Raw genomic sequence first — 24,436 nt, 5'->3', positions numbered from 1 at the left:
ATTGCTGAGGTGCCGGTCATCCCCCAAGTCTACCCGGCATAAAGGGAAAAAGGGGTAAATCGGACATCGCGATTCGTGGGGAAGGTCTGGCATGCCGGACGCAGCACCAGCGCGGCTGAATGAGTCTCCGGATGACGCTCTGCGGCGTCCTGTATGAACCCGCGCGACTCTGCGAGAACCAGCTCGCCGAGGATGTTCATAGGCGCACATCTTTCTTTCCCGCGATCGCGGGAGGCTCGTAGCTTTCCGGTCATGTCCGCTACCACGACGCTGCCCGAGCTCGAGCGCACCGCCCCGGTGCGCCATCGTCCTGCGCTCAGCTACGAGCTGTTCCCGGCGCGGAGCGATGTGTCCTTCGAGCGGCTGCGCGAGACCATCGCGCAGCTCGAGGCGACGGGACCCGACTACGTCTCGGTGACCAGCCGTGCTCGTCACGGCAATCTCGCGCGCGTCATCGAAGTCACCGAGCACGTGCTGGCCGAGACCAGCCTGCGGCCCCTGGTGCACCTCACCTCGATCGGCTCCACCCGGGCGCAGCTCTCCACGATCATCCACGCGCTGCTGGACCGCGGCGTGCGCGGCATCCTCGCACTGCGCGGCGACCAGTCCGAGGGGCACAGCCTCGAGGACGACGAGATCCCCTTCGCGCGGCCCCTGGTGGAGCTGATCCGCACCATCGAGCACGAGCGCACCGCCACCCTCGCCGGCGGCCGCGTGAGCATCGGCGTGGCCGCCTATCCGCATCGTCATCCCGAATCACCCACCACCAGCCACGACACCGAGGTGCTGGTCGCCAAAGAGCGGGCAGGCGCGGACTTCGCCATCTCCCAGGTGTTCTTCGATGCCTCCGTCTACTGCGGTCTGCTCGCCCGGGCGCGCGAGGCGGGGATCCGGATGCCGATCGTGCCCGGCCTCGTGCCCGCCACCAACCCGCGCCGCCTCGAGCGCCTCGCCGCGATCAGCGGTGTCGAAGCGCCCCGCGACCTCCTCCACCAGCTGGAGATCGCCTCCGACGAGGTCGAGCGACGCCGCATCGGCGTGCGCTTCACCGTCGACCTCGCCCGTCGGGTGCTCGACGCCGGGGCCCCCGGCGTGCACCTCTACACCTTCAACTCGCACGGCGACGCGCTCGACGTGCTCGATCACCTCGACCTGGACCGCTGGTCCACCACCCAAGGAGAGACCCGATGACCGCTCAGATCGCCCCGCTGCCCGCCGCCACCCCCGTCGGCTACCCCCGCATCGGCCCCGCCCGAGAGCTGAAGAAGGCCGAGGAGGCCTACTGGGCAGGGCGCATCGACCACGCCGAGTTCGCCCGCCGCACCCGCGAGCTGCGCCGCGCCACCCGCGCGCGCCTGGCCGAGCTGGGCCTCGACGCCGCCGGCGCCGCGCCCGAGTCGTTCTCCCTCTACGACCAGGTGCTCGACGCCGCGCTCGCCGTCGGGATCATCCCGGACCGCTTCGCCTCCGTGCTGGGTGCGGACGGCACGATCGACGACGACGGGCTCTTCGCCCTCGCCCGTGGCACCGCGGAGCAGCCGCCGCTGGAGATGACCAAGTGGTTCGACACCAACTACCACTACCTGGTGCCCGAGATCGGCCCCGATACCGACCTCCATCTCGCCTCCACCCGGATCGTCGACCTGTTCACCGAGTCCCTCGAGGACGGCACCGGCACCCGTCCCGTGCTGGTGGGTCCGCTGACCCTGCTCCTGCTGGCCAAGGCGCAGGACGGCGCGCCCGAGGGCTTCGACCCGCTGGACCGCCTGGACGATGTCGTCGCCGTGTACGCCGAGCTCCTGAATGCGCTGCACACCGCCGGCGCCGGCTGGGTGCAGCTCGACGAGCCCGCCCTCGCCGCCGATCAGCGCCTGGCCCAGCCCGAGCTCGCCGACGCGCTGCAGCGCTCCATCGGCCGCCTCGTCGAGACGGTGCCGCGTCCGCAGCTGCTGGTCACCACCCCCTACGGAGGCATCGGCGATCTGCTGCCCGCGCTGCTCGCCACCGGCGCCGAAGCTGTGCACCTCGACCTCACCCGCGGAGAGCTGCCCAGCGCTCAGCAGCTTGCCGGGATCGGCTCCACGCAGCTGGTCGCGGGCCTCGTCGAGGGACGCTCCGTGTGGCGCACCGAGCTGCCGACGGCCGCTGCCCGCCTGGCCGAGCTGCGCCGCCGCGTCACCGAGGCCGGGGGAGCGGCCGACGCGATCTCCGTGTCGACCTCCGTGTCCCTCCAGCACGTCCCGCACACGCTCGAGCTCGAGACCTCGCTGTCTGCCGAGCTCGTGGCCACCCTTGCCTTCGCCGACGAGAAGATCATCGAGATCGTCACCCTCGCCGCCGGCGGCATCGAGCCCGGAGCGGTCGATGGGCCGCGCTCCGTGCCGCGCGCCTTCGACGGCGTGCAGGTGCCCTCCGTGCGCGAGCGCGCCGCCGCCGTCACGTCCGCGGACACCGAGCGCGTCGCCTACGAGGAGCGGGCCGAGGCCCAGCGTCAGGCCCTCGGCCTGCCGGACCTGCCCACCACCACCATCGGTTCCTTCCCGCAGGTGGGGGAGGTGCGTGCCGCCCGTGCCGCCCACCGCAAGGGCACTCTGGACGATGCCGGCTATGAGCAGGCCATGAAGGAGGAGATCGCGCGCGTGATCACCCTTCAGGAGGAGCTGGGGCTGGACGTCCTGGTGCACGGCGAGCCCGAGCGCAACGACATGGTGCAGTACTTCGCCGAGAACCTCGAGGGCTTCGCGACCACCGAGCACGGCTGGGTGCAGTCCTACGGCTCCCGCTGCACCCGCCCCTCGATCCTGTTCGGCGACGTGCACCGTCCCGCGCCCATCACGGTGGGCTGGGCGACCTACGCCCAGTCGCTCACCCCGCGCCCCGTCAAGGGCATGCTCACCGGCCCCGTCACCATCCTGGCCTGGTCCTTCGTGCGCGATGACCAGCCCCTCGGGGACACCGCCGCCCAGGTGGGCCTCGCCCTGCGCGACGAGGTCACCGACCTCGAGGCCGCCGGGATCAGCATCGTCCAGGTCGACGAGCCCGCCCTGCGCGAGCTGCTGCCCCTGCGCACGGCCGAGCACGACGACTACCTCGACTGGTCGGTGCGCTCCTTCCGCCTGGCCACCTCCGGGGTCGAGGCGGCCACGCAGATCCATACCCACCTCTGCTACAGCGAGTTCAACGTGGTGGTCGGCGCGATCGACGCCCTGAACGCCGACGTCACCTCGATCGAGTCAGCCCGCTCCCGCGGCGAGATCCTCGAGGCGATCGATCCCGGTGCCTTCCCCCGCGGCATCGGCCCGGGCGTCTGGGACATCCACTCCCCGCGCGTGCCCGGCGCCGAGGAGATCGCCGACCAGCTGCGCCGCGCCCGCGCGGCCGTGGGCCCGGAGCGGCTGTGGGTGAACCCCGACTGCGGCCTGAAGACCCGCGGCTACGCCGAGACCGAGGCCAGCCTGCGCCACCTCGTCCAGGCCACGCTAGAGGTGCGCGCCGAGGCCGGAATCCCCACCGGCGCCTGACCCTGCCAGGCGGGTCTGTCTCGCCGGCGCCCCGCTCCGCTGTCCGGGTCCGTGCCCGGCCTGTCCGATGGCGGCCTCCCCAGAACACGGGACTCTATGGATCCGCGAACCGCCTATGCGGGTTGGCGGATCCATAGAGTCCCTCTCCCGGATGGCCCGGTGCCGGTGTCGTGCCGGTGCCGGTGCCGGTGCCGCAGGCTTCGCTCTCTACGCCAGGACTTCGACGGAGCAGGGGCCGTCGTGCCTGTGTTCGTGCCTGGGCCTGGTGATGCTCGGCTCTCCCGGGGGTCAGGCGGTGAGGCTGAGCCTGAAGTCGGGTGGGCGGTGGTGGTCCGCCCGTCGGAGGATGCTCAGCAGTCGCTCCTGCGTCGAGGCCCAGGTCACGAAGACCTGCTTCCACGTCAACCGCGTGACCCGATAGCCGAGGGCCTGCAGGGCGAGGTCTCGCGCTCGGTCCCGTGCGTACTGCTCGGGGTTGTCGTGGAACTCGCGGCTGTCGCACTCGATGACCCAGCTCTGTCCGAGCAGCAGGTCCACACGACCCACGCCCGCGATCGAGACCTGCGTGCTCACGGCCACGCCCAGCGATTCGAACCACCACCTGACGGTCGTCTCCGTGCCGGAGCCCGCGTCGGAACGGATCCGCGCCAACCCCCGCCGGAGCCTCTGCGGCAGGGCGGAGATGACGCGCTCGGCCTCCCTCGGTGCGAGCTCCTTCCTGTCGAGGGCGGATTCGAAGAGGGTCGCTGCCTGGGAGAGGGGCAGGCATCGGGCCGCATGCTGGAGCACCAGTGAGAGGTCCGGGACCGGATGCGCACTGGGCCATGTGCGCAGGGCAGGGCCGTGATGCGACAGCGGCAGCGTCTTCTCCGGGCCCCACACGATCTTCCCCTTCCGCCGACGGACCGGCGTTGCCTTCGGTACGGGCACGGCCTCCGGCGCGGTGGTCCTCCCTCGCCCTGCGCTCCGCCGTCCGCGGCCCTGACGAGGGCGGAACACGTGGACGGACTTCAGGCTCGGAGGCACCCAGAGCCCATGCAGTGCAGCGGCGTCGAGGCACGTGGGACGTGTGCCTGTGCGGAGAATGCTCACCAGATCCGCCGGTGCCTCCGAGGTCAGATACCAGGGCTGCATGCTCTGCACGGCGCCGGATCGGAGCCACTCCGCGAGCTGCTTCTGGCTGATGTCGTGCCCGGGCAGGTCGGTGCGATGGATGATCCCGCGGATGCGCATGAGGAGATCCGAACATCGCGGGGCACAGCGCCGCCGGAGCGGTCGTTCGATTGTGGACAGTGGCGGCCGACGCCGAATGGGGAGGAAGGTCGACGCGGTGGCAATGGCGATGGTGATGGCGGCGGGGCGGTGGCGTTGGCCGCGGGCGCACGTGGCGGCGACTTTACAGGCCAGGGGACGCGCAGGCCGGTGACGGTCCAGGTGCCGGAGGGGTGCCGAGGGGGCAGGGGACTCTATGGATCGGTCAACTCCGTCTGGCGGTTCGCCGATCCATAGAGTCCACTGTCCGGTCATGGGTTCCTGCGACGCCAGCCTCTCAGGGGAAGGGGAAGGGGAAGGGGAAGGGGAAGGGGCAAGGGCGTGGGCAGGGCACGGTCAGGCGCCCCGGCGGCACTGGCCCCGCCTTCGCGACCGTGGCAGGCTGGGCGCATGACCCTCCCCGCAGACAGCCACGTGCACAGCGAGTTCTCCTGGGACACCGGCGGCCCCACCTCCTCTGCCCGCGGCACGATGGAGGCGACCTGTGCCCGTGCGGTGCGGATCGGCCTGCCGGCGCTGTTCTTCACGGAGCACCTCGACCTCGAGGACGCCTGGTTCAGCGATCCCGAGGACTTCGGCGATCATGAGTCGCACCTGCTGGGGGACGACGGGATCGTCGCCATCCCGCGCTTCGACGTCGACGGCTACTTCGAGAGCATCGACCGGTGCCGCGCGACGTTCCCGCAGCTGCGCATCGGGACAGGACTGGAGTTCGGCCAGCCGCACCTGCGCACCGGGGCCGCGCGCCAGCAGCTCGACCTCAGCCGCTTCGATCGGATCATCGGCTCCCTGCACACCCTCGAGTTCGAGGGCCGTCGGGCCGAGCCCAACACCCTGTTCCGCCGCCTGCCGGCCGATGAGGTGATCCGCCGCTATCTCGCGGAGGTCCCCGCGCTGGTGGCCGGCGATGAGCCCTTCGAGGTCGTCACCCACCTCGACTACGCCCTGCGGTACTGGCCCGAGGAGCAGGAGGGGCCCGTCGATCCACGGGCCGTCGAGGAGGAGTTCCGCGCCGCGATGCGCGCGATCGCCCGGAGCGGCCGCGCACTGGAGATGAACACGCGCAGGCTGTGGCCGTGGATGGCGCAGTGGTGGAGCGAGGAGGGTGGCCGGTCGATCAGCTTCGGCAGCGACTCCCACGCCCCGCACTCCCTCGCGCACGGATTCCCGGAGGCCATGGCCATGGTCGAGAGCCTCGGGTTCCGCGCCGGCTCCGATCCTCGCGATCTCTGGCGGCGCTGAGCCGCGCGATACTCTGCCGTCAGTCGTGCACCGTGCGCGGCACGGGGGTGGGATGCGATGAGAGTCGGCCGAGTCGACGAGGTCGGTGACGTCCGGTCATCGGAGTCCGGCCGGAGACGTCGCCCGCTGATCGTGGTCGCCGTCGCGGGGGCACTGGTCCTCGCGCTGCTCATCGCCCTTCTCGTCGTGCGGCATCATCGCGCCTCCCCGGATCGGCTCGTCGAGCAGTACCTGAGCGCTCTCGAGGAGGGCGACGCGGCAACGCTGCGCACGCTCGTGGGGCCCGTGCGCGGGCATGCGACGCTCCTGCTCGACGCCGAGGAGGCGGCCCCTGTGGACGGCGCCGTCAGCGACGCGGAGATCGTCGGCCGGTCGGAGAGCGACGACGGGTACGCCTACGAGGTGGAGGCCGTGCAGGACGGCGAGACCCTCACCGGGACGCTCTCGGTCCAGCCGGTCGAGGACCCGGAACGCGGCGATGCCCGCTGGAGCCTGTCCGAGGCGACGCTGGGCAGGCTCTCCGTGGATGTGCCCGAGGAGGCCGAGAGCGTCCGCCTCAACGGCGTCGAGTTCGCTGCGGACGACCTGGCGAAGGGAGACTCTCGAATCAGGCTCTCCGCGCTCCCCGGCAGGTACACGATCGAGGTGGTCCCGCCCGGTGACCACCTCCAGTCGGTGCCGGAGACGGTGATGCTCCGTCCGACGCTCGGAGACCACTCGACCGATGAGGTGAGAGCGGATCCGCAGCTCGAGTTCTCCCCGGCCGCCGTGGCCTCGGTGCAGAAGGAGATGGAGGCCCTCGTCGAGGAGTGCGGGGAGGTCGACGACGACGGGCTCTCGCTGTGCGACATGCGCGTGCCCGATGCCGATGCGGCGTTCGGCAGCGGTCGGTGGGAGTTCCATGACCAGCCTGTCGCGGAGCTGACCTACCGCGGGCACCTCGACGGGAGCGCCGCCGCGGAGGGCTACGAGGAGGGTGGCGGACCCACCGCCACGGTCACCTATCGCACCGACTCACGAGATGAGAATCCCGGCGAGGAGCTGACGATGGACGTCGAGTACGTGGTCGCCGGGGACGTGGACATCGACGACGACGGCGAGCTGACCATGCAGCTCTTCATGGAGGCGCGACGCGCCGGGTCCTGAGGCTCCGCTGCGCCCCGCTGCCCCTTCGCCCCGCTGCCCCTACCGCCCCAGCCGCATCCACGCATCCCCCCGCACCCGCAGCCCCAGGGTCACGGCGCGAGCGACCAGGAAGATCAGCGTGCATGCCACCCACAGCGCGGCCAGGGCCCACGGCCCCTGCCAGCCCGAGTAGTACACCAGCGCCGCGAACGGCAGGGTGACCACTGCGTTGATCACGCCCGCCTTCGCGAGGTACGGCGCGTCTCCGGCACCCATCAGCACCCCGTCCAGCACGAACACGTAGCCGGCCACGGGCTGGGCCACCATGAGCACCCAGAGGGCCGCCCGCAGGTTCTCCTGCACCGCGACGTCCGGGGTGAACAGCCCCGGGATCACATAGCTCGCGGCGAGCAGCAGAGCGCCGGTGAGGACCCCTCCGCCCACGCCCCACACCATCAGCCGACGGGTCACCGCGCGCACGGAGACGGGGTCGTCCGCCCCCAGGAACCGCCCGGTGAGGGCCTGGCCGGCGATCGCGAGGGCATCCAGGGCGAGGGCGAGCAGGTTGAAGACGGTCAGGGCGATCTGATGGGCGCCCAGCTGCACGTCGCCGAGCTTCGTCGCCACGAGGGTCCCGGCCAGCAGCACCACCCGCAGGGAGATCGTGCGCACGAACATCGGCACCGACTCGCGCCCCGCGGAGGCCACCTGTCCCAGGTGCGGGCGCAGCGGCACGTCGCTGCGCCGGGCCGCCCGGGCCACCAGGAGCAGCAGCACGATCGCCATGCCCCACTGGGCGATGACCGTGCCGATCGCGCTGCCGGCGATCCCGAGGTCGAGCCCGAAGATCAGCAGCCAGTTCAACGGGATGTTCACAGCCGCCCCGGAGACTGCGATCACCAGCGGCACCCGCGCGTTCTGCAGGCCGCGCAGCAGCCCGGTCGCCGATTGCACCGCGAGCATCGCCGGAACGCCCAGCGCGCTCAGCCGCAGGTAGGTGGTCGCCTCGGCGAGCACCTCGGGGGAGGGGCCGAACAGGGAGAGGATCCATTCGCCGCCGAGCAGCAGCACGAGCACGGCGCCCGCCCCGATCATCAGCGCCAGCCAGCAGGCGTCGACGCCGCGGGCGATCGCCTCGCGGCGTCGGCCGGCGCCGAAGGCCCGCGCGACCGAGGCGGTGGTGGAGTAGGCCAGGAACACCGACAGCCCGATCACCGTGGTGAGGATCGCCGAGGCGAGCCCGAGCCCGGCCAGGGAGGCGGTGCTGACGCGGGCGATGAAGGCGGAGTCCGCCAGCAGGAACAGCGGCTCGGCGATCAGGGCGCCAAGGCTGGGAATGGCGAGGCGCAGGATGTCGCGATCCACGATGCGGCGGGCCGCCCGAGGGGAGGCAGGGGTGCTGGGGCTCGGAGCGGGAACGGGATCGGACACCGCTCCATTGTCCGTCGGCCGACGCGGCGATGGTCCGGACCCTGCGGCCGGCGTGCTCCGCGCCACATCGGCTGCAGTTTCCCGGTCGAATCCCACGTGCTGATCGGCCCCTTCCCAGGCGGCAGGGTCAATCTCCTACGGAGGTCGTATATCTCGATACAGGTCCGTATGGAACAGTTCCAGTCAGGGTCCGACGATGAGCCCTCGGACGCGGGATGTCGCCGTGTCGACCGCCTTATTCGCAGCGTCTCCCGAGGAGCAGGATGAACCGCCTGGCCCGACTCAGCCTGACCAACAGGTCCTTCATCGCACTCGTGTGCATCGCGGTGTCGATCATCGGCGCCTTCGCCATGACGACGATGCGCCAGGAGCTCATCCCCTCGGTCTCGCTGCCGCAGATCCAGGTCGTCACCAGCGCCCCCGGCTCGTCGTCGGAGCAGGTGCAGGAGCGGATCACCCGCCCCGTCGAGCAGTCCCTCAGCGGGCTCGAGAACGTCGAGAGCACCTCCTCGTCCTCCGAGGCGGGCGTCTCCATGGTCACCGTGGAGCTCACCTACGGCACCGACACCGCGCGCTCCTCCAACCAGGTGGACGCCGCGCTGACGCGCATCGAGGACCAGCTCCCCGAGGACGCGGACCCGCAGGTCATCGCCGGCGGCACGAGCGACCTGCCGGCCGTGGTGCTCTCGATCTCCTCCGATCTCGATCCCTCCGAGCTGGGTGCCCGCCTGGACTCCGCCGTGAAGCCGGAGCTGGAGCGCGTCGACGGGGTCTCCTCCGTGGCCGTCATCGGCGCTCCCGAGGAGATCGTGCAGATCACCCCGGACGCGGACGCCCTCGCGGAGAACGGCCTCACCGAGGACGACATCTCCACCGCGCTGGATGCCAACGGGCTGTCGCTGCCCGGCGGCTCCGTCACCGACGGTGACCGCACCATGGATGTGGTGCTCGGCCAGTCGATCGACAGCATCGAGAGCCTCGAGTCGATCATGCTGATGCCGGCCGACGGCGCCTCCGGCGGCGACGCCGACCAGGCTCAGCAGGGCCAGCCCGGCCAGGAGGCCCAGCAGGCCCCCCAGCCCGTCGCCCTCTCCGAGGTCGCGACCGTCGAGCGCACCACCCAGGACCCCACCTCGATCTCCCGCACCGACGGCCGCGAGTCCCTCGTGGTCATGGTGACCGCCACCGCCGACGGCAACGTCGTGGACATCTCCGACGGCGTCGAGGGCGTCCTGGCGGACACCCTGTCCGGTGTGGGCGGCGACGCCGAGAGCGCCATCGTCTTCGACCAGGCGCCCTTCATCCAGGACTCGATCCTCGCGCTCGCCGAAGAGGGCCTGCTGGGCCTGGTCTTCGCCGTCGGTGTGATCCTGCTGTTCCTGCGTCGCGTGCGGCCCACGATCGTCACCGCGATCTCGATCCCGACCTCGCTGCTGATCGCCTTCATCGGCATGCTGGTCACCGGCTACACGCTGAACATGCTCACCCTCGCGGCGCTCACGATCTCGATCGGCCGCGTGGTCGACGACTCGATCGTGGTCATCGAGAACATCATGCGCCACCTCGCCTACGGCAAGACGAGGATGCGCGCGATCCTCGATGCCGTGGGGGAGGTCGCCGGCGCGATCACCGCGTCGACGCTGGCCACCGTGGTGGTGTTCCTGCCGATCGCGATCGTCTCCGGCATGGCGGGAGAGCTGTTCCGGCCCTTCGCCCTCACTGTCGGCATCGCGATGCTCAGCTCGCTGCTGGTGGCGCTCACGATCGTCCCGGTGCTCGCCTACTGGTTCCTGCGCGCCCCCAAGAGCCAGGGGATCGTGGATCCCGACGATGCCGAGCAGGTGGCCCGGATCCGCGAGGAGGCCGAGGCGACGGAGGAGCGCAGCTGGCTGCACCGGATCTACGCGCCGCTGCTGCACCTGGTCACCGATTCGCTGCCGCGCCGCCTGCTCACCGTCGGCGCCGCGATCCTCGTCCTGGTGGGCACCGCCTTCCTGTACCCGCTGGTGAACGTCAACTTCCTCGGCGACACCGGGCAGAACATCGCCTCGCTCACCCAGTCGCTGCCGGCCGGCACCAGCCTTCAGCAGTCCGCCGACAAGGCGGAGGAGAGCGAGAAGGCCCTCATGGATCTCGAGGGCGTCGAGACCGTGCAGACCACCATCGGCGGCAGTCAGTTCGGCATGGGCGGAGGCGGAGCCTCGAACGAGGTCAGCTTCTCGATCACCACCGACCCCGACGCCGACCAGACCGCCCTCCAGGACGACATGGTCGCCGCGCTCGAGGAGATCCCGGACGGCGGCACCATCGAGGCGGCCGACGTCGCCTCGCCGACGGGCTCCAGCTCGATCGACATCCTTATCACCGGCCCCACCGCCGAGGACCGCCAGGCCGCGAACGACGCGATCCTCGCGGAGCTCGACCCGGTGCCGGACGGCGCCACCGAGGTCACCAGCGACCTGCAGGCCGATCAGCCCACCGCGGTCGTCACCGTCGACCGCGAGAAGGCGGCCGCGCTCGGGCTCACCGAGGAGGCCGTGATCGGCATGGTCGCCGGGCAGATGTACCCCGGCGCGATCGGCACGGTCACCCTGGGTGACTCCGAGCTCGACATCTACGTCGAGAAGGGCGAGGGCATCGATACCTTCGACCAGCTCAAGGGCATCGAGCTCGCCGGCGGCATCCCGCTGACCGACGTCGCCTCCATTGACGAGGTGGCCTCGCGCCCCTCGATCGCTACCCAGGACGGCCTGGAGACGGTCACCGTCTCCATCGCGCCGGACGGCGACGACCTGGGCCCCGCGACCGAGGCCGCGAACGCCGCGATCGAGGACGCGGACCTGCCCGAGGGCGTCGAGGCGACCGTGGGCGGCACCGCCGCGGACATCGACGAGACCTTCGGCCAGCTCGGCATCGCGATGCTCGCCGCGATCCTGCTGGTGTACGTGCTGCTGGTGTGGATCTTCAAGTCCCTCGTCCAGCCGCTGATCCTGCTGGTGTCGATCCCGTTCGCGGCGACCGGCGCGCTGGGCCTGCTGATCATCACGGGCGTGCCGCTGGGCCTGCCCTCGATGATCGGTCTGCTCATGCTGGTGGGCATCGTGGTCACCAACGCGATCGTGCTGATCGACCTGGTCAACCAGTACCGACGCCACGGGATGGGCCTGGACGAGGCCATCCATGCGGGCGCCGCCAAGCGTCTGCGGCCGATCCTCATGACCGCCGCCGCGACGATCTTCGCGCTGCTCCCGATGGCCCTGGGCATCACCGGCAACGGCGGGTTCATCGCCCAGCCGCTGGCCGTGGTGGTCATCGGCGGTCTGATCTCCTCGACGCTGCTGACCCTGCTCATCGTGCCGGTGCTCTACCGCATCGCCGAGGGCCCGGGGGAGCGGCGCCGGCTGCGCCACGAGGCCCGTGACGCCGAGCTGCGCGATGCCCGGGAGAGGGCTGCTGCGCAGAAGCGCGAGGCGAGCCGCGCCGAGCAGGAGCGCCAGCAGCGAGCTGCGGAGGAGCAGAGCCGTCGCGCTGCGACCCCGGCCGGCACGTCGCTGACCCGCTCGTCGTCGACGTCTTCGCCGTCGACCACTTCGGGGTCGACCCCCGGCGCGGGCGAGCAGGCAGGGCGCGGCCGCGGCGGATCCCTCAAGGAGCGTGGAGGCATCGTCGGCATCATCCGCCGACGGTTCGGTCGGGGCTGACCCTCCCCGTCCCCGCCTGCACGTCTCGACGACCACGTCCTCACCCGAGGGCGTGGTCGTCCGCGTCGGGCCGGTGCGCCCCCGGGCTGGGGGCCGCCGGCGTCGATTCGATTGTCCGAAATGCCCGGGCCCGCCTAAGCTACGTGGAGTGACGAGCAGGGGTCGCGTCGGGTCTCGACGGGTCATCTCCCTGCGGCGGAGGAGGCCTCGGTGCGAGCTGTGGAGAGCGTCGTGGTCGGGATGGCCACCTTCCGGCGCCCCGATCTCCTGGCGGCGCTCCTGCCGCGGGTGATCGATCAGATCGAGCACGCCTCCGCGGTCCTCGACCCGGCACCCCGATTCAGGGTCCTCGTGGTGGACAACGATCCCGACGCCAGCGGGAGAAGTACGGCAGCCGCACTCGACGATCCACGGATCACGTACGTGGTGGAGCCGCAGCCAGGGATCAGCAGTGCCCGGAACCGGCTCCTCGACGAAGCCGCAGGCAGCGATGTGCTGATCCTGCTCGATGACGACGAGACTCCGCACGAGGGCTGGCTCGTCCACCACCTGAGCACCTACCGCGAGCATGACGCCGATGCCGTCTGCGGGCCTGTGCACGCCGTCTTCGAGGGTGGGGAGGACCCGTGGATCGCGGCGAGCGGGTACTACCTCGGGCAGCGCCGCACCGGTGTGGGCACGGGCACCGTGATCCGGCGGGCCGCGACGAACAACCTGCTGCTGGACATGCGCCGGGTGCGGGAGCTCGGGCTGCGCTTCGATGCTCGCTTCGGCCTGACCGGGGGTGAGGACTCCCTGTTCACCGGGCAGCTGACCGCCGCGGGTGGGAGGATCGTCGTGTGCGCGGAGGCGGTCGTGGACGATCTCGTCCCGGCGGCGAGGAACACCCGCCGCTTCAATCTGTCGCGGCGTTTCGCACAGGCCTCATCCCATGTGCGGGTCGACCGCGAGCTCGCCGGGTCGCTGCGCAGCCGCCTCGGAGTCACGGCGCGCTGGGCCGCGATCGGGGCAGGGCAGATCCTCAAGGGTCTGATGCTCGCCGGGTTCGGTCGCGCCACCCGCGATCTGGGCCGACGGGCACCGGGGGAGAGCAGGGTGGCCAGCGGGCTGGGCGTCCTCGCGGGATGCCTGGGGATCCGGTCCATGTCCTACGGGCGCCCCCGTCGGAAGTGGGGCCGGAGATAGATCGTGAGCGAGCAGTCCTCATGCGGCCGTCCGACGTCGGCCCGCTGATTGGCAGGGATGGTCAGGAGGCGGTGACGTCGCTGATGATGTACTTCGTCTTGCCGCCGGTGTAGGGCAGCGAGTCGACGTAGTCGATCCGTACCGGGACCTCGTGGTGGATCCGGTCGCGCAGGTCCTGGACCGTGGACTCGATGAGCGTGCGAGCGTGCGCGCCGTCGCCGGGAACCACGCGGATGGTGATCGAATGGTCCGCCTGCTGGTGGATCTGGAAGAGCCTGACCGCCTCGGGGTGTGCTCCGAACATGCCGGTGACGCGATGAGCGAGGACAGTCCCGCTCGGCAGGCGGATCATGTCGATCGTGCGTCCCTGCGGCTGTTCCATGAGCGGGAGAGAGCGGCCACAGGCGCACGGCTCGGCCCGCAGGATCCCGCGATCACCGGTGCGATAGCGGATCATCGGGAAAACGCGGTTGCGAAGATCGGTGATGACCAGGTCTCCCAGTTCCCCGGGGGTAGTTGGGTGGCCGTTCTCGTCCACGACCTCTATGCGCCGCACGTCCGAGAAGATGTGCAACCCGTCGCGCTGCTCGCACTCCCCGGCCATCCATCCGAACTCCGAGCCGCGGTACTCGTCGTACACCGGGGCACCGAGTACGGATTCTAGACGCAGGCCCGCCGAAGATGTCAGCGGAGCGGCAGTCGTGGCGACCGCGAGAGGTGCCGGCACGCTGAGCCCCTTCCGCTCCAGGAAGTCGACGAACTCGAGCAGAGCACCCACATACCCCTCGAGCAGTCGAGGTCGGATCCGATTGAGTGATCCGTGGAAAGCGGTCATCGACTCGGTGGTGATCTCGCTCGCGTCGAGATAGACCTGCCGGGTGGGCCACCAGGACACGGTGTTCTTCACGGTAGCTCGGCGGCCGAAGTTCCATCGCCCGATCCGTGCCAGATCGTCGCAAGGCTGCACGCCCCACCAGGAGTACATGCGCCAGCTCAGCGCGAGGGAGGGGACCCGAGCATCGTGCATCGTGCGGAGCGGTTCGCCGGTGCTGCCTCCGGTGCGCGCCTCTCGCACATTCCAGCCCACGGCGTCAGGGGTCGGGAACTCGGAGGTATGTGTCTTGACGGTCGCACGGTCGAGGATGGGGAGAGACGCCCAGGTTCCGGGATCTGTGAGGTCTCTGGCATCGATTCCCAGGGCCCCATAGGTGCGGCGATAGTACGGGGAGTCTTGCATCGCCGCACGGACGGTCTCTTGTGCCAGTCCATCGTGCAGGTCACCGAGAGCTGCGGGTGAGAGTCGCTCGTTCGCGAGGAGATGTCGGTGGAAAGCGCCCGCATCGGCTTTTATCGTCGCGGCCTTGGCGGCGAAGACCTTTGTCTTGAAGGTCATGAGGGGAGTATCCGTTCTGGCGCTAGACGATGGATCGGGGTGGGGCGACTGAACGGCTGGGGAAGCGATCTCACGGCCGGGAGTACTCCTGATAGAGATGCCCTCTGGCGCCGGCGAGCATTCCTCGCCCGCGGTGGAACGTTCGGTAGCCCTGTGCATCGTGCACGAGGCGACGGGAGGCGCGACCATACCGGTGCCGCGCCAACCCGGCGGCGACGCGGGCAGTCCCGCCCAGGAGGAATCGACTCCGAAGAGCCATGCGGCGAGCTGGGCTCGGCGTGAGGCGAAGGGTCACATGGACCAGGCCGTTGGCGGCGCTGTAGGCCCGCTGAGCGGCCCACTCCCGTGTAAGGCGGCTCGGAGCGACGGTGTCCTCGACCTCGGACTCGTTGCACCACACGATGGCGCCGCCGCGTTCGACGAGCTGTCGAGTGAACATCGTGTCCTCCCCGCCGCTGAGTCCGAGCGCTTCATCGAAACGAAGCCCGAGCTCCTGGATCTGTCTCCTGTCCAGGAGCAGGTTGGCGGTCGAAGCAGTCGGCAGATGGGTCCCGGTAGGACGTTGGCGGCGGTAGAAGGTCCCTGAGGCGATCATCCAGGGATCCGTGCCCTCCTCGAAGACGGAGATGAGCCGGCCGGCGACGGCTGCGGCACGATGTTCGCGCCAGACTTCTACCAGGGTTGCGAGCCATCCAGTTCGGGGGATCTCGTCATCGTCGAGAAAAGCGATCAGATCACTGTCGCGACACTCGGCGAGGGCCCGGTTCCGTGCCGCAGATATACCTGGTGTCGTTTCGTGGGCATACTTCACATCTGTCGCTGCTACCCGGGTGACGTCGAGAGCCGAGCCCTCGGGGTCGTTGTCGACGACGAGAACATCTACGTGGGCGCCCGAGGTCTCCGCCATGCGGTCCGGGAGTGCCGACAACAGCTCTGCCAATCGCTCCGGGCGCTTGTACGACGGGATGGCGATCGTGATACGCAAAAGGCTGGTGGGCTCCGGGCTGCGCTCCGGCGGAGCGCCCGTATGCACAGCGGGGGTGGGCAGTGATCGCGGACGACGAAGCAGGTGGGCCGTCCCGTCGCCGAATCCTTGCAGTGCCGCGACGAGACCGCGTGGCTCGGTGATTGCCTGTTTCCGGCCTCCACGCATCCAGATCAGGGCGGACTGGCGAGGGGAGGCGAGCACCCACCGCGCCCAGTCCCGCCCTCGCGCGTGCCGCCTCCCGAACAGCATCCGATTGCGGATGTTGTATCGGTAGTAGGTCGGCGACTTCGTCCGGGCGCTCCCGGCGTCCTGTGTGCCGCCTTCATCGTGCACGACGAGGAGATCGGGGCGGATCTCGAGCCGCATCCCCTGCTCTGCCGCTCGGCGGGAGATGTCGACGTCCTCCCAGTAGAGGAAGAAGTCCTCGCTGAACCCGCCGAGCGCGTCGAAGGCCTCGGCGCTGAACGCCAGGCACGCCCCGCTGAGCCAGTTCGCCCACTCGGGGTCCTGGTCGCCCTCCGACCAGCCGGACCGCATCTGCCCGGTGCGCCGGTTCACCCGCGCGCCGCGGAAATGGGGGCGTCCGTCCCCGGAGTCCATGAACGGGGAGACCAGTGCGAGCGGATCTGCAGCGACATGACGGCCGAGCTCTCGGAGCACGTCGGCCGAGGCGACCGCGTCGGGGTTCAGGGTGATGAGTGCGGTGTGTCCCTGGGCGCGGGCGGCAACGACACCACGATTGACTCCGGCGCCGAAGCCATCGTTCGGCGAGGCGACGAATGCCCATCCGCGCTCGTGCGCGAGGGACCGGGCCTGAGTTCGAGCGTGGTCGGACGAGTAGTTGTCGACGACCACGACCAGGGCGTGCTCGTCCGCATCCACATCGGCCCCGATGTTCGCCGCGATCAGCGCGGGATCGCCATAGTTGACGATGATCACCGCATACGCGGTCGTGGTCAGTGCAGACATGTTCGCGTCACCTCTTTCGCCGGTCACGATCCCGGCCTGTCCGTCCGTAGGGGGCGCCCTCGTCGACGGGGATTTACTGGCTCGTCAGGCGCCATCGACGAGACCCATGTCCATTTTGCCCTAGATGCGTATCATGTCACGATATCCCCCGGATTTCCCGGGCGGTGAGCTGCCAGTGTGACTGCACGGCAGGGAGGAGCCCCCGTGACCATCGCGGCGTATCGAAGTCTCGAGAGCGCGCAGAAGGGTCACGCGCGTGGGGCTCCCGCCTACTCGGTCTACGTGAACCGAAAGCTCGGGCGCGCGCTCGCCGCCGTAGGGCACCGGCTGGGGCTCACGCCCAATCAGGTCTCGGCGATCAGTGCTGCGCATTCCTTCGCGGCGATTGCTCTGATCGTGGTTGCTCCGGTCATCCCGGTGACAGGGTTCGTGGTCGCGCTGCTGCTGGTCCTCGGGTACGCCTGGGACTCGGCCGATGGTCAGGTCGCGCGGCTCCGAGGCGGCGGGAGCCCGCAGGGGGAGTGGCTGGACCACTTCATCGACACCCTGAAGATCTCCTCGCTGCATCTCGCGGTGCTCGTCGGTCTCTATCGCAGCCTGCCCGAGGGGTGGGTGTGGGCCCTGGTGGTCCCTCTGGCCTTCGCCGTCGTCGCCTCCACGACCTTTACGGCGATGCTGTTGAACGACCTGCTCAAGGGTAAGCATGCGGTCGCCTCTACTCATGAACGCGGCGGGGGGACGCTGCGTCGTTCGCTCCTCGTGCTGCCCACCGACTTCGGGCTCGTCTGCCTGGTGTTCGTGCTCTGGGGGTGGGCGCCGGCATTCCTCGTCGGATACGGGGCGCTCGCCCTGGTGTCCATCGCGTTCCTGGCGCTTGCCGCCGTGAAATGGTTCCGCGAGATGGGCGAACTCGGGACAGTGCGGTGAGCACCTCCGGGTCGGAACTGATCCTGCTCGTCTGTTCGGCCAATATCTGTCGATCCCCTCTGGCGGAGCTCCTTCTGCGCCGTGGGCTGGGCGATAGCCCAGGCGTTCGGATCGAGAGTGCAGGAGTCCATGCCCGCACGGGGTCCGCGATGTGCGCTCTCGCCGCCGAGCAGCTGGCGGCCGGCGGCCGGCGGCCGGACGGTGCGGCGTCCCATCGCTCGCGGCCGCTCACCAGGGGGCTGCTGGACGAGGCGACCCTGATCCTGGCGATGGCCAGGGATGTGCGCTCGGAGATCGTCGGCATGGCGCCCCAGGTGCGGGACCGTGTCTACACGATGCGGGAGGCCGCCTATCTCGGGGAGGGCTTCACGCCGGAGTCCTCCGCTCGGCGCGTCGGGGCCGTGTCCTTGTATGCCATGTATCTCGACGGTGCGCGAACCGCCAAGGGTCCGGTGCCCGCGCGGCGCTCGGGATGGTGGCGGGCGCGGGGTGCTGACGGACGCGACATCGTCGATGGGCACATTCATGGACCGCGAGAGCATCGACGGACCCTGCACGATGTCGCCGAGGCGTCGACGGCGATCCTCGGACAGCTGGGAGGGCGGGCGATCCGTGGAGGTGTGACAGTGCGCCCGTAAGTCCGATATGCCCGTTGCGCGAAGTATGTCCGAACACTTACGATGTCAACTGAGCCGCATCTTCGCGGTATGGCCGCACTGTGGCGGTCCGTGGATCTGCGGGAGACTGGGGGCTGGGGATGCTCAGCACGTTCTGCCATCGGCCCTCCGGGGCCCGGCACCGGAAGGTGGCCGCTGTCCTCGCGACGCCCGCGCTCCTCCTGTCCCTGACGCTCGCCGGATGCACCCCGGCGCCTCCAGAGGCCGATGAGCCGCCTTCGCAGCGTGAGGGCGGGACGTCTGCACCCCAGGAGGAGACCCCGAGCACCGACGAGTCTCCGACCGCCGGTGGCGGGACTCCCGGCACGGATTCCCCGACAGGGGGTGGGGACCCATCGGACCAGGGTGATCCCACGGCCGACGAACAGCCCGCAGATCCGACGGAGCCTCCGTCGAGCACCTGGCAGGCGCCCGAGGACCCGACCGAGGAGGGGCCGACCGCGGCGCCCGAGCTGCCGGAGGTCGACGGCTCCCTCGACGACGCCATCGCGCTCCCGACGGATGTGGTGGTCTCCCTGTCCTCGGTCGAGACCACCTCCATCAAGGCCTCCACCCCCGGTGAGTACTCGGGGAGCGCCGTCGTCGTCAGCGTGACGATCGCCAATGACACGAAGGCCCCGCTGCCCGTCAGCTCCGCCGTCGTCTCGCTGATCGCCGACGACGGCGAGATGGGCATCCCCACCTGGGCGGCCCCGCACGATCCGTTGTACGGCGAGGTGCCGGCCGGATCCACGGCAGTGGGCACCTACGTCTTCATGCTCGACCCGGCGGACGAACGGTCCGTCACGGTGAGCGTCAACTACTCCGCCGGCGAACCCGTCGCCGTATTCACCGGCGGCACCCCGTGAGCATTCCTCGCAGCTCGACCTCCAGGACCACCCGACAGGGGACCACGATGAGCACTTCGCACAGGCGCGACATGATGCGGCGGGGCTTCGGCCTCCTGACTGCGCTGACACTGGTCATCGGAGGGCTCACGGCAGCGTTCGCCCTCACCCCCGACCTCGCGGCTGACGCTGTCGAGCTGCCGTCCCCACCACCCCTGCTGCAGCGCGATGACAACGTCGTCACCGCAGACCCGATCCCGACGGTCCAGATCGACAACGGGTACGTCTGGGCGCAGGCGACGATCGGTTCCACCGTCTACGCCGTCGGGGACTTCGACAATGCGCGCGCTCCGCTGGCGGCGCCCGGCACACAGCTCACCGCCCGCTCGAACGTCCTCGCCTATGACATCAACACCGGTGACCTGCTTCCCTTCGCGCCCCAGGTCAACGGGGTCATCAAGGCCGTGGCGGCGTCGCCCGACGGCAGCCGGATCTACATCGGTGGCTCGTTCAGCTCGGTCAACGGCCAGGTCCGCTACAGCATCGCCGCGCTCGACGCCACGACCGGACAGCTGATCACGAGCTTCAAGCCTTCAGTCGGGGGCAGCGGGGTCTATGCCCTCGTCGCCAAGGGCGCGACCGTGTACGCCGGCGGTCTGTTCACACAGGCCAATGGGACGCCGCGGACGAACGCGGCGGCATTCAGTGCCGGCAATGGTGCTCTCATGCCATGGGCGCCCCAGTCGGATCGGCAGATTGACGCCATGGTTGCAGACCCTGGTGGTCAGAAGATCATCGTCGCCGGGCGTTTTGCCAGCGTGAACGGGAACACGGCGATGCGCGGTGCCGCCGCTGTCAATGAACTGACCGGCGCTGTAGATGCGAACTGGGCGCTCACGCAGACCGTGAAGAACGGGTCCAGTTCAGGTGGAGATGCCGGTAAGGCAGGAATTTTCGCGCTCGCTGCGGACGACAGCGGCGTCTATGGAACAGGATGGGTGTTCGCCGGCGTGACCACCGGCAATTTGGAGGGTACTTTCGCCGCGGAGGCTGAGACCGGGGCCGTGCGCTGGATCGCCGACTGCCTCGGCGACCACTACGGCGTCTACTCGACCGGGGAGACCGTCTACACCACCAGCCACACGCATGCCTGCTCGACCATGGGGCTGCACCCGGAGCAGAGCACGCGCCAGTACCGGTACGCCGAGGCGTACACGGCAGATGCCCGAGGCCTTCTGGGCCGGAACCCCCACGCAGGGGGCACCTACCAGAACTGGGAAGGCACCCCGGGCCCGTCGGCCTATGCCTGGTACCCGGACTTCCTGGTCGGGACCACCTCCGGGCTGGGGCAAGCGGGCCTGTCCATCACCGGCGTCGGGGACACCATCTCGATCGCCGGCGAGTTCGTCAGCGTCAATAATGCGCAGTTCGAAGGGATCGTCCGGTTCGCGAAGAGCCCTCCCGCGGGGGCGAAGAACGGGCCCCGGCTCTCCGGATCGGCATGGCAGCCGGTCGGGAACTCCGTCGTCTCCGGTCGAGCGCGGGTCTCCTTCGCGGCCAACTGGGACCGCGACGACATGGACCTCACCTACGAGCTGAGGCGTTCCGGCACGAGCGCACCGGTCGCCACGCTGGAGGCTTCGTCGACCTGGTGGAACCAGCCGAGCATGACCCTCGAGGACACCACCGCGACCCCAGGTACGCAGTACACCTACACGGTCGTGGCGAGGGACGGCGATGGCAACGCGGCGACCAGTGCCCCCGTCACGGTGACGGCCGCGGCCGGGGTCGCATCGGACTATGTCTCGGCTGTGCTCGACGACTCGCCTCAGCTGTACTACCCGCTCGGCGACACCCGCCAGGACTGGGCCGGCTCGAACCCGCCGGTGTTCGGCGGCGGCGTCGACGCTGAGCAGCCTGGCATCGACAACTCCTCCACCGGGTACTCGACCTTCGACGGGACCACGTCAGGGAGGGTCGTCTCGAGCGCGAGGGCCACGGTCTCGACGGCATTCTCCACCGAGCTGTGGGTGCGCACCACCAGCACCAGAGGCGGAAAGCTGATGGGCTACGGCGATGCGGCCTCCGGAAGCTCGAGTAGCTACGACCGGCACGTCTACATGCGCGATGACGGCCGGATCGTGTTCGGCGTCTACCCCGGGAGCGCGCAGACGGTGCAGAGCCCCGCCTCGTACAACGACGGTCAGTGGCACCACGTGGTGGCGTCCCAGGGCGCAGATGGCATCACGCTCTATGTCGATGGGGCTGTCGTTGATGCGAACTCGTCGGTGACGTCAGCCCAGGCATACCAGGGGTACTGGCGGATCGGCGGCGATAACCTCAATGGATGGCCGAATGCGCCGTCATCGAACTACTTCAACGGTGACCTCGACGAGGTCGCCGTCTACGGCTATGCGCTCGACGCCAACCAGGTGAACACCCATTTCGGTATCGGCAACGGGCTCGAGGCGCCGTCAGCTGCCTTCGACGCCACGGCGAGTGAGCTCGGAGTGAGCGTCGATGCCGGTGCGTCGACGGCGGCCTCGGGAGCGACGATTGTCCAGTACACCTGGGATTTCGGGGATAAGACTTCCGTCGGCAGCGGTGAGATGGCCACCCATGACTACGCGGCGGCTGGATCGTACGACGTGTCCCTCACCGTTCTCGACAGCAACGGCCTGTCGTCGACGACGACTCAGCGGATTGATGTGACCGGGCCGAACTCCGCGCCGATCGCCGTTGCTTCGACGACGGCCAACGGACTGACGGTTACCGCAGACGGGTCAGGCTCCTCCGATCCCGACGGCGAGATCGCCGGATACGCGTGGGACTGGGGTGATGGCGAGACTTCGGCCGGGCAGATCGTCTCCCATGCCTATGCCGAGGCCGGGGACTACACCGTGACCCTTACAGTCACCGACGATCAGGACGGAACTGCGGAGGTCACGAAGCTGGTCAGTGTCGTGCATGCCGATCCGACCGCGCAGTTCGACGCCTCGAGTTCCGCACGCACGGTCGATGTGGACGCCGGTGGCTCCGTCGCTGTGGACGGCGCAACCCTCTCCTACGAGTGGGACTGGGGCGATGGGACGGCGACATCCGCCGGACAGAACGCCTCCCACGTCTACACGGAGGACGGGAGCTACGAGATCACCTTGACGGTGACCGACAGCCTCGGTTCCACCCACAGCACGACCCAGTCGGTCTCGGTGACCGAGCAGGTCTTCGTGGGGTCGGATGCGTTCGAGCGGACGGTCTCCAACGGTTGGGGTGCGGCGGATGTGGGCGGCGCGTGGACATCGTCGGGCTGGAATTCTGGGACGGTGTCGGTTGACGACGGTGCCGGGAGGCTGGCGCTGTCACCGGGTGCCGGGAGGGATCTGGTGCTGGGCGGGACGTCGCTGTCCGAGAGCGGTTCGGCGATGACGTACTCGGTGGGTTCCGGTCCCTCGACAGGATCGTTATACGTCGGTCTGAAGTCCCGATACGGCGACGGCTCCGCGTATCGTTCGGCGGTCTGGCATCGCGCCGATGGCACGATGTGGTTGCTGGTTCAGCGTGACGATGCGGTTCTTGCGTCTCTTCCTTTGTCGGGTCAGCAATGGGCTGCCGGGGATGTGTTCCATCTGCGGACTGAGGTGGTCGGGGACTCGTCTCCGACGATCAGGGTGAAGGTGTGGGCTGACGGTCTGGCTGAGCCGAGCGGATGGCAGTTGGAGACCAAGGACACGAGTGCTTCGGCTCTGGCGGGGCCGGGTTCTTCGGCCGTGTATCTGTACCGCTCGGGTTCGGCCACGGGCCAGAACGTGATCAGCGTCGATGACTACCGGCTTCAGGACGGTAGCGGGCAAGCACCTGCTGCCCGGAAGGCAGCCCTCGCGCCGCCCGCGGAGCTGGCTCCCGAAAGGGAACCGGTCATCGAGAAGGACGTCCTTCCCGACGCCGAGCAGCCCCCGACGACGGACGACGGGCCGGAGAAGGACAGCGAGCCGGCACCCGATCGGGACTCGGACGCAGGGCCGGAACCCGGACCCGCTGATGATCCGACGGCCGAGGCCGGGGCCGAGGCGGATGCGGCACAGGACGCTGATCCTGTTGCAGATCCGGCGGCGGACACCGAGCCTGCCGAGGGCCCGGCGAAGGAGGCGGAGAACGCCTCGGAGGCCGAATCTGGCCCGACCGACGAGAGCAGCTCCGAGGACGGAGACCAGGCAGGCGAGTCCGAGGAGGTTCAGGACGCCGGAGACTCGCCCGAGGCCGATGAAGCGGCGGGCAGCACGGACGCAGAGGGCGCCGCAGAGGACGACCAGGACTCGGAGGAGAAGGCCGCCGCTGAGGAGTCGACGGACGTGGCGGAGGAGGACGATGCCGAAGATGTGGCCGCCTCGGACGACGACACAGAGGACCCGGCCGCGAGCGGCGGGGCCGATGCGGGGGATGCGGCTCCGGCGAACGATACCGAGGACACAGCTGACGCGACGGACACGACTGACGAGGAGGAGGCTTCGGCACCTGCCGACGCGGCCCCCACGGAGGACTCGACGATGCCGTCCGGGACACCGGTCGTGCAGGACGACTTCGACCGGAGCTCGGACACAGGATGGGGCGACGCAGAGCGCGGCGGCACATGGACGCTCGCTGAGGCGCTCGAGCCGGCGACCAGAACCGCCGATGGAGAGGGCGCGTTGGATCTCCCCGCCGGAGAATCCGTAGATGCGCTGCTCGACGGGACGTCGCTCTCTCAGAGCACCGTCGACCTGACCTTCCACGTCGACGCTGCGGCGGATGCCGTGGACGGCCAGGTCGGTGTGGTCGCCCGAACGACAGAGGACTCGCAGTACTCGGTCCGGGCAGCGTTCCTGCCCGACGGCACGGTGGAGTTGATCGTTGTGAGCGGGGAGGAGATCGTGGCGACGCAGATGCTGGACGGAATGGCCTTCTCACCGGATGCGTCGTACACGCTGCGCGTGTCGGTGACGGGCTCATCGCCGACGACGATCTCGGCGAAGCTGTGGGAGATCGGGACGGATGAACCCGAGGACTGGCAGCTGACCACCACGGATGGCACCTCCTCCCTGCAAGGGGAAGGCGCCGTCGGCCTCGTGGCGGAGGAGATGGGCGGAGCGGAACAGCTCAACGTCCGGTTTGAGGAGTTTGTGGTGGTCTCTGGCGACTAGG

At 69.6% G+C, this 24,436-nt stretch carries 14 protein-coding genes; 10 read left to right on the top strand and 4 right to left on the bottom strand.

Features of this window, described 5'->3' with window-relative positions:
• Window positions 1-252: 252 nt before the first annotated feature.
• Both INT49_RS00460 and metE read left to right on the top strand, forming a co-directional pair.
• Entirely contained in the window at window positions 253-1,191 is a 939-nt protein-coding gene (locus INT49_RS00460; RefSeq protein ID WP_193115767.1) for a methylenetetrahydrofolate reductase, read from the top strand.
• Window positions 1,188-3,521 (top strand): 5-methyltetrahydropteroyltriglutamate--homocysteine S-methyltransferase, encoded by a 2,334-nt coding sequence (metE, locus tag INT49_RS00455; protein ID WP_193115766.1) that lies wholly within the window; start codon window positions 1,188-1,190, stop codon window positions 3,519-3,521. Before INT49_RS00460 ends, metE begins: the two co-directional genes overlap by 4 nt.
• A 288-nt stretch (window positions 3,522-3,809) precedes the next feature.
• On the opposite strand, the gene INT49_RS00450 is transcribed toward metE, so the two are convergent.
• On the bottom strand, window positions 3,810-4,754 hold the full coding sequence (locus INT49_RS00450) for an endonuclease domain-containing protein (RefSeq protein WP_226849563.1): 945 nt from the start codon (window positions 4,752-4,754) through the stop codon (window positions 3,810-3,812).
• A 429-nt stretch (window positions 4,755-5,183) separates the two neighbouring features.
• Between INT49_RS00450 and INT49_RS00445 the strand changes: the two genes are divergently transcribed.
• Both INT49_RS00445 and INT49_RS00440 read left to right on the top strand, forming a co-directional pair.
• Entirely contained in the window at window positions 5,184-6,035 is an 852-nt protein-coding gene (locus INT49_RS00445; RefSeq protein ID WP_193115765.1) for a PHP domain-containing protein, read from the top strand.
• 57 nt (window positions 6,036-6,092) lie between these two features.
• Window positions 6,093-7,181 carry a hypothetical protein gene (locus tag INT49_RS00440; RefSeq protein WP_193115764.1) on the top strand — a complete coding sequence of 363 codons (1,089 nt, stop codon included), beginning with the start codon at window positions 6,093-6,095 and terminating at the stop codon, window positions 7,179-7,181.
• Window positions 7,182-7,220: 39 nt separating this feature from the next.
• Here the strand turns inward: INT49_RS00440 and INT49_RS00435 are convergent, their stop codons facing one another.
• Window positions 7,221-8,525: an MATE family efflux transporter gene (locus INT49_RS00435; protein ID WP_193115891.1), complete on the bottom strand. Its 1,305-nt coding sequence runs from the start codon at window positions 8,523-8,525 to the stop codon at window positions 7,221-7,223.
• Window positions 8,526-8,854: 329 nt separating this feature from the next.
• On the opposite strand from INT49_RS00435, the gene INT49_RS00430 reads away from it, so the two are divergent.
• Both INT49_RS00430 and INT49_RS00425 read left to right on the top strand, forming a co-directional pair.
• On the top strand, window positions 8,855-12,292 hold the full coding sequence (locus INT49_RS00430; RefSeq protein WP_193115763.1) for an efflux RND transporter permease subunit: 3,438 nt from the start codon (window positions 8,855-8,857) through the stop codon (window positions 12,290-12,292).
• A 210-nt stretch (window positions 12,293-12,502) separates the two neighbouring features.
• Window positions 12,503-13,477: a glycosyltransferase family 2 protein gene (locus INT49_RS00425; RefSeq protein WP_193115762.1), complete on the top strand. Its 975-nt coding sequence runs from the start codon at window positions 12,503-12,505 to the stop codon at window positions 13,475-13,477.
• 61 nt (window positions 13,478-13,538) lie between these two features.
• On the opposite strand, the gene INT49_RS00420 is transcribed toward INT49_RS00425, so the two are convergent.
• The gene (locus INT49_RS00420; protein ID WP_193115761.1) at window positions 13,539-14,870 is read right to left on the bottom strand and encodes a phenylacetate--CoA ligase family protein; all 1,332 of its coding nucleotides are present in this window, start codon (window positions 14,868-14,870) and stop codon (window positions 13,539-13,541) included.
• A gap of 70 nt (window positions 14,871-14,940) precedes the next feature.
• Window positions 14,941-16,827, bottom strand: coding sequence for a glycosyltransferase family 2 protein (locus tag INT49_RS00415; protein WP_193115760.1), 1,887 nt, complete (start codon window positions 16,825-16,827; stop codon window positions 14,941-14,943).
• A gap of 204 nt (window positions 16,828-17,031) precedes the next feature.
• Between INT49_RS00415 and INT49_RS00410 the strand changes: the two genes are divergently transcribed.
• The 4 genes from INT49_RS00410 (at window position 17,032) to INT49_RS00395 (ending at window position 24,435) form a co-directional block, all read left to right on the top strand.
• Window positions 17,032-17,754 (top strand): CDP-alcohol phosphatidyltransferase family protein, encoded by a 723-nt coding sequence (locus INT49_RS00410; RefSeq protein WP_193115759.1) that lies wholly within the window; start codon window positions 17,032-17,034, stop codon window positions 17,752-17,754.
• Entirely contained in the window at window positions 17,715-18,392 is a 678-nt protein-coding gene (locus tag INT49_RS00405) for an arsenate reductase/protein-tyrosine-phosphatase family protein (protein WP_226849562.1), read from the top strand. The genes INT49_RS00410 and INT49_RS00405 overlap by 40 nt, the downstream gene beginning before the upstream one ends.
• A 119-nt stretch (window positions 18,393-18,511) precedes the next feature.
• Window positions 18,512-19,279, top strand: coding sequence for a hypothetical protein (locus tag INT49_RS00400; RefSeq protein ID WP_226849561.1), 768 nt, complete (start codon window positions 18,512-18,514; stop codon window positions 19,277-19,279).
• Between the two features lie 47 nt (window positions 19,280-19,326).
• Window positions 19,327-24,435 (top strand): PKD domain-containing protein, encoded by a 5,109-nt coding sequence (locus INT49_RS00395; protein WP_226849560.1) that lies wholly within the window; start codon window positions 19,327-19,329, stop codon window positions 24,433-24,435.
• Window position 24,436 lies beyond the last annotated feature (1 nt).

This window comes from Brachybacterium tyrofermentans (assembly GCF_014897585.1).
Taxonomy (GTDB): domain Bacteria; phylum Actinomycetota; class Actinomycetes; order Actinomycetales; family Dermabacteraceae; genus Brachybacterium; species Brachybacterium tyrofermentans.
Note: the sequence above shows the minus strand (reverse complement) of the source record. Positions and strands in the feature narration are given on the sequence as shown.

Bases quoted from the DNA above. Each gene is read 5' to 3' on its own strand.
- INT49_RS00430 (WP_193115763.1), top strand. From the start codon at position 8,855: ATGAACCGCCTGGCCCGACTCAGCCTGACCAACAGGTCCTTCATCGCA.
- INT49_RS00460 (WP_193115767.1), top strand. From the start codon at position 253: ATGTCCGCTACCACGACGCTGCCCGAGCTCGAGCGCACCGCCCCGGTG.
- metE (WP_193115766.1), top strand. From the start codon at position 1,188: ATGACCGCTCAGATCGCCCCGCTGCCCGCCGCCACCCCCGTCGGCTAC.
- INT49_RS00440 (WP_193115764.1), top strand. From the start codon at position 6,093: ATGAGAGTCGGCCGAGTCGACGAGGTCGGTGACGTCCGGTCATCGGAG.
- INT49_RS00445 (WP_193115765.1), top strand. From the start codon at position 5,184: ATGACCCTCCCCGCAGACAGCCACGTGCACAGCGAGTTCTCCTGGGAC.
- INT49_RS00400 (WP_226849561.1), top strand. From the start codon at position 18,512: ATGCTCAGCACGTTCTGCCATCGGCCCTCCGGGGCCCGGCACCGGAAG.
- INT49_RS00415 (WP_193115760.1), bottom strand. From the start codon at position 16,827: ATGTCTGCACTGACCACGACCGCGTATGCGGTGATCATCGTCAACTAT.
- INT49_RS00395 (WP_226849560.1), top strand. From the start codon at position 19,327: ATGAGCACTTCGCACAGGCGCGACATGATGCGGCGGGGCTTCGGCCTC.
- INT49_RS00450 (WP_226849563.1), bottom strand. From the start codon at position 4,754: ATGCGCATCCGCGGGATCATCCATCGCACCGACCTGCCCGGGCACGAC.
- INT49_RS00405 (WP_226849562.1), top strand. From the start codon at position 17,715: ATGGTTCCGCGAGATGGGCGAACTCGGGACAGTGCGGTGAGCACCTCC.
- INT49_RS00420 (WP_193115761.1), bottom strand. From the start codon at position 14,870: ATGACCTTCAAGACAAAGGTCTTCGCCGCCAAGGCCGCGACGATAAAA.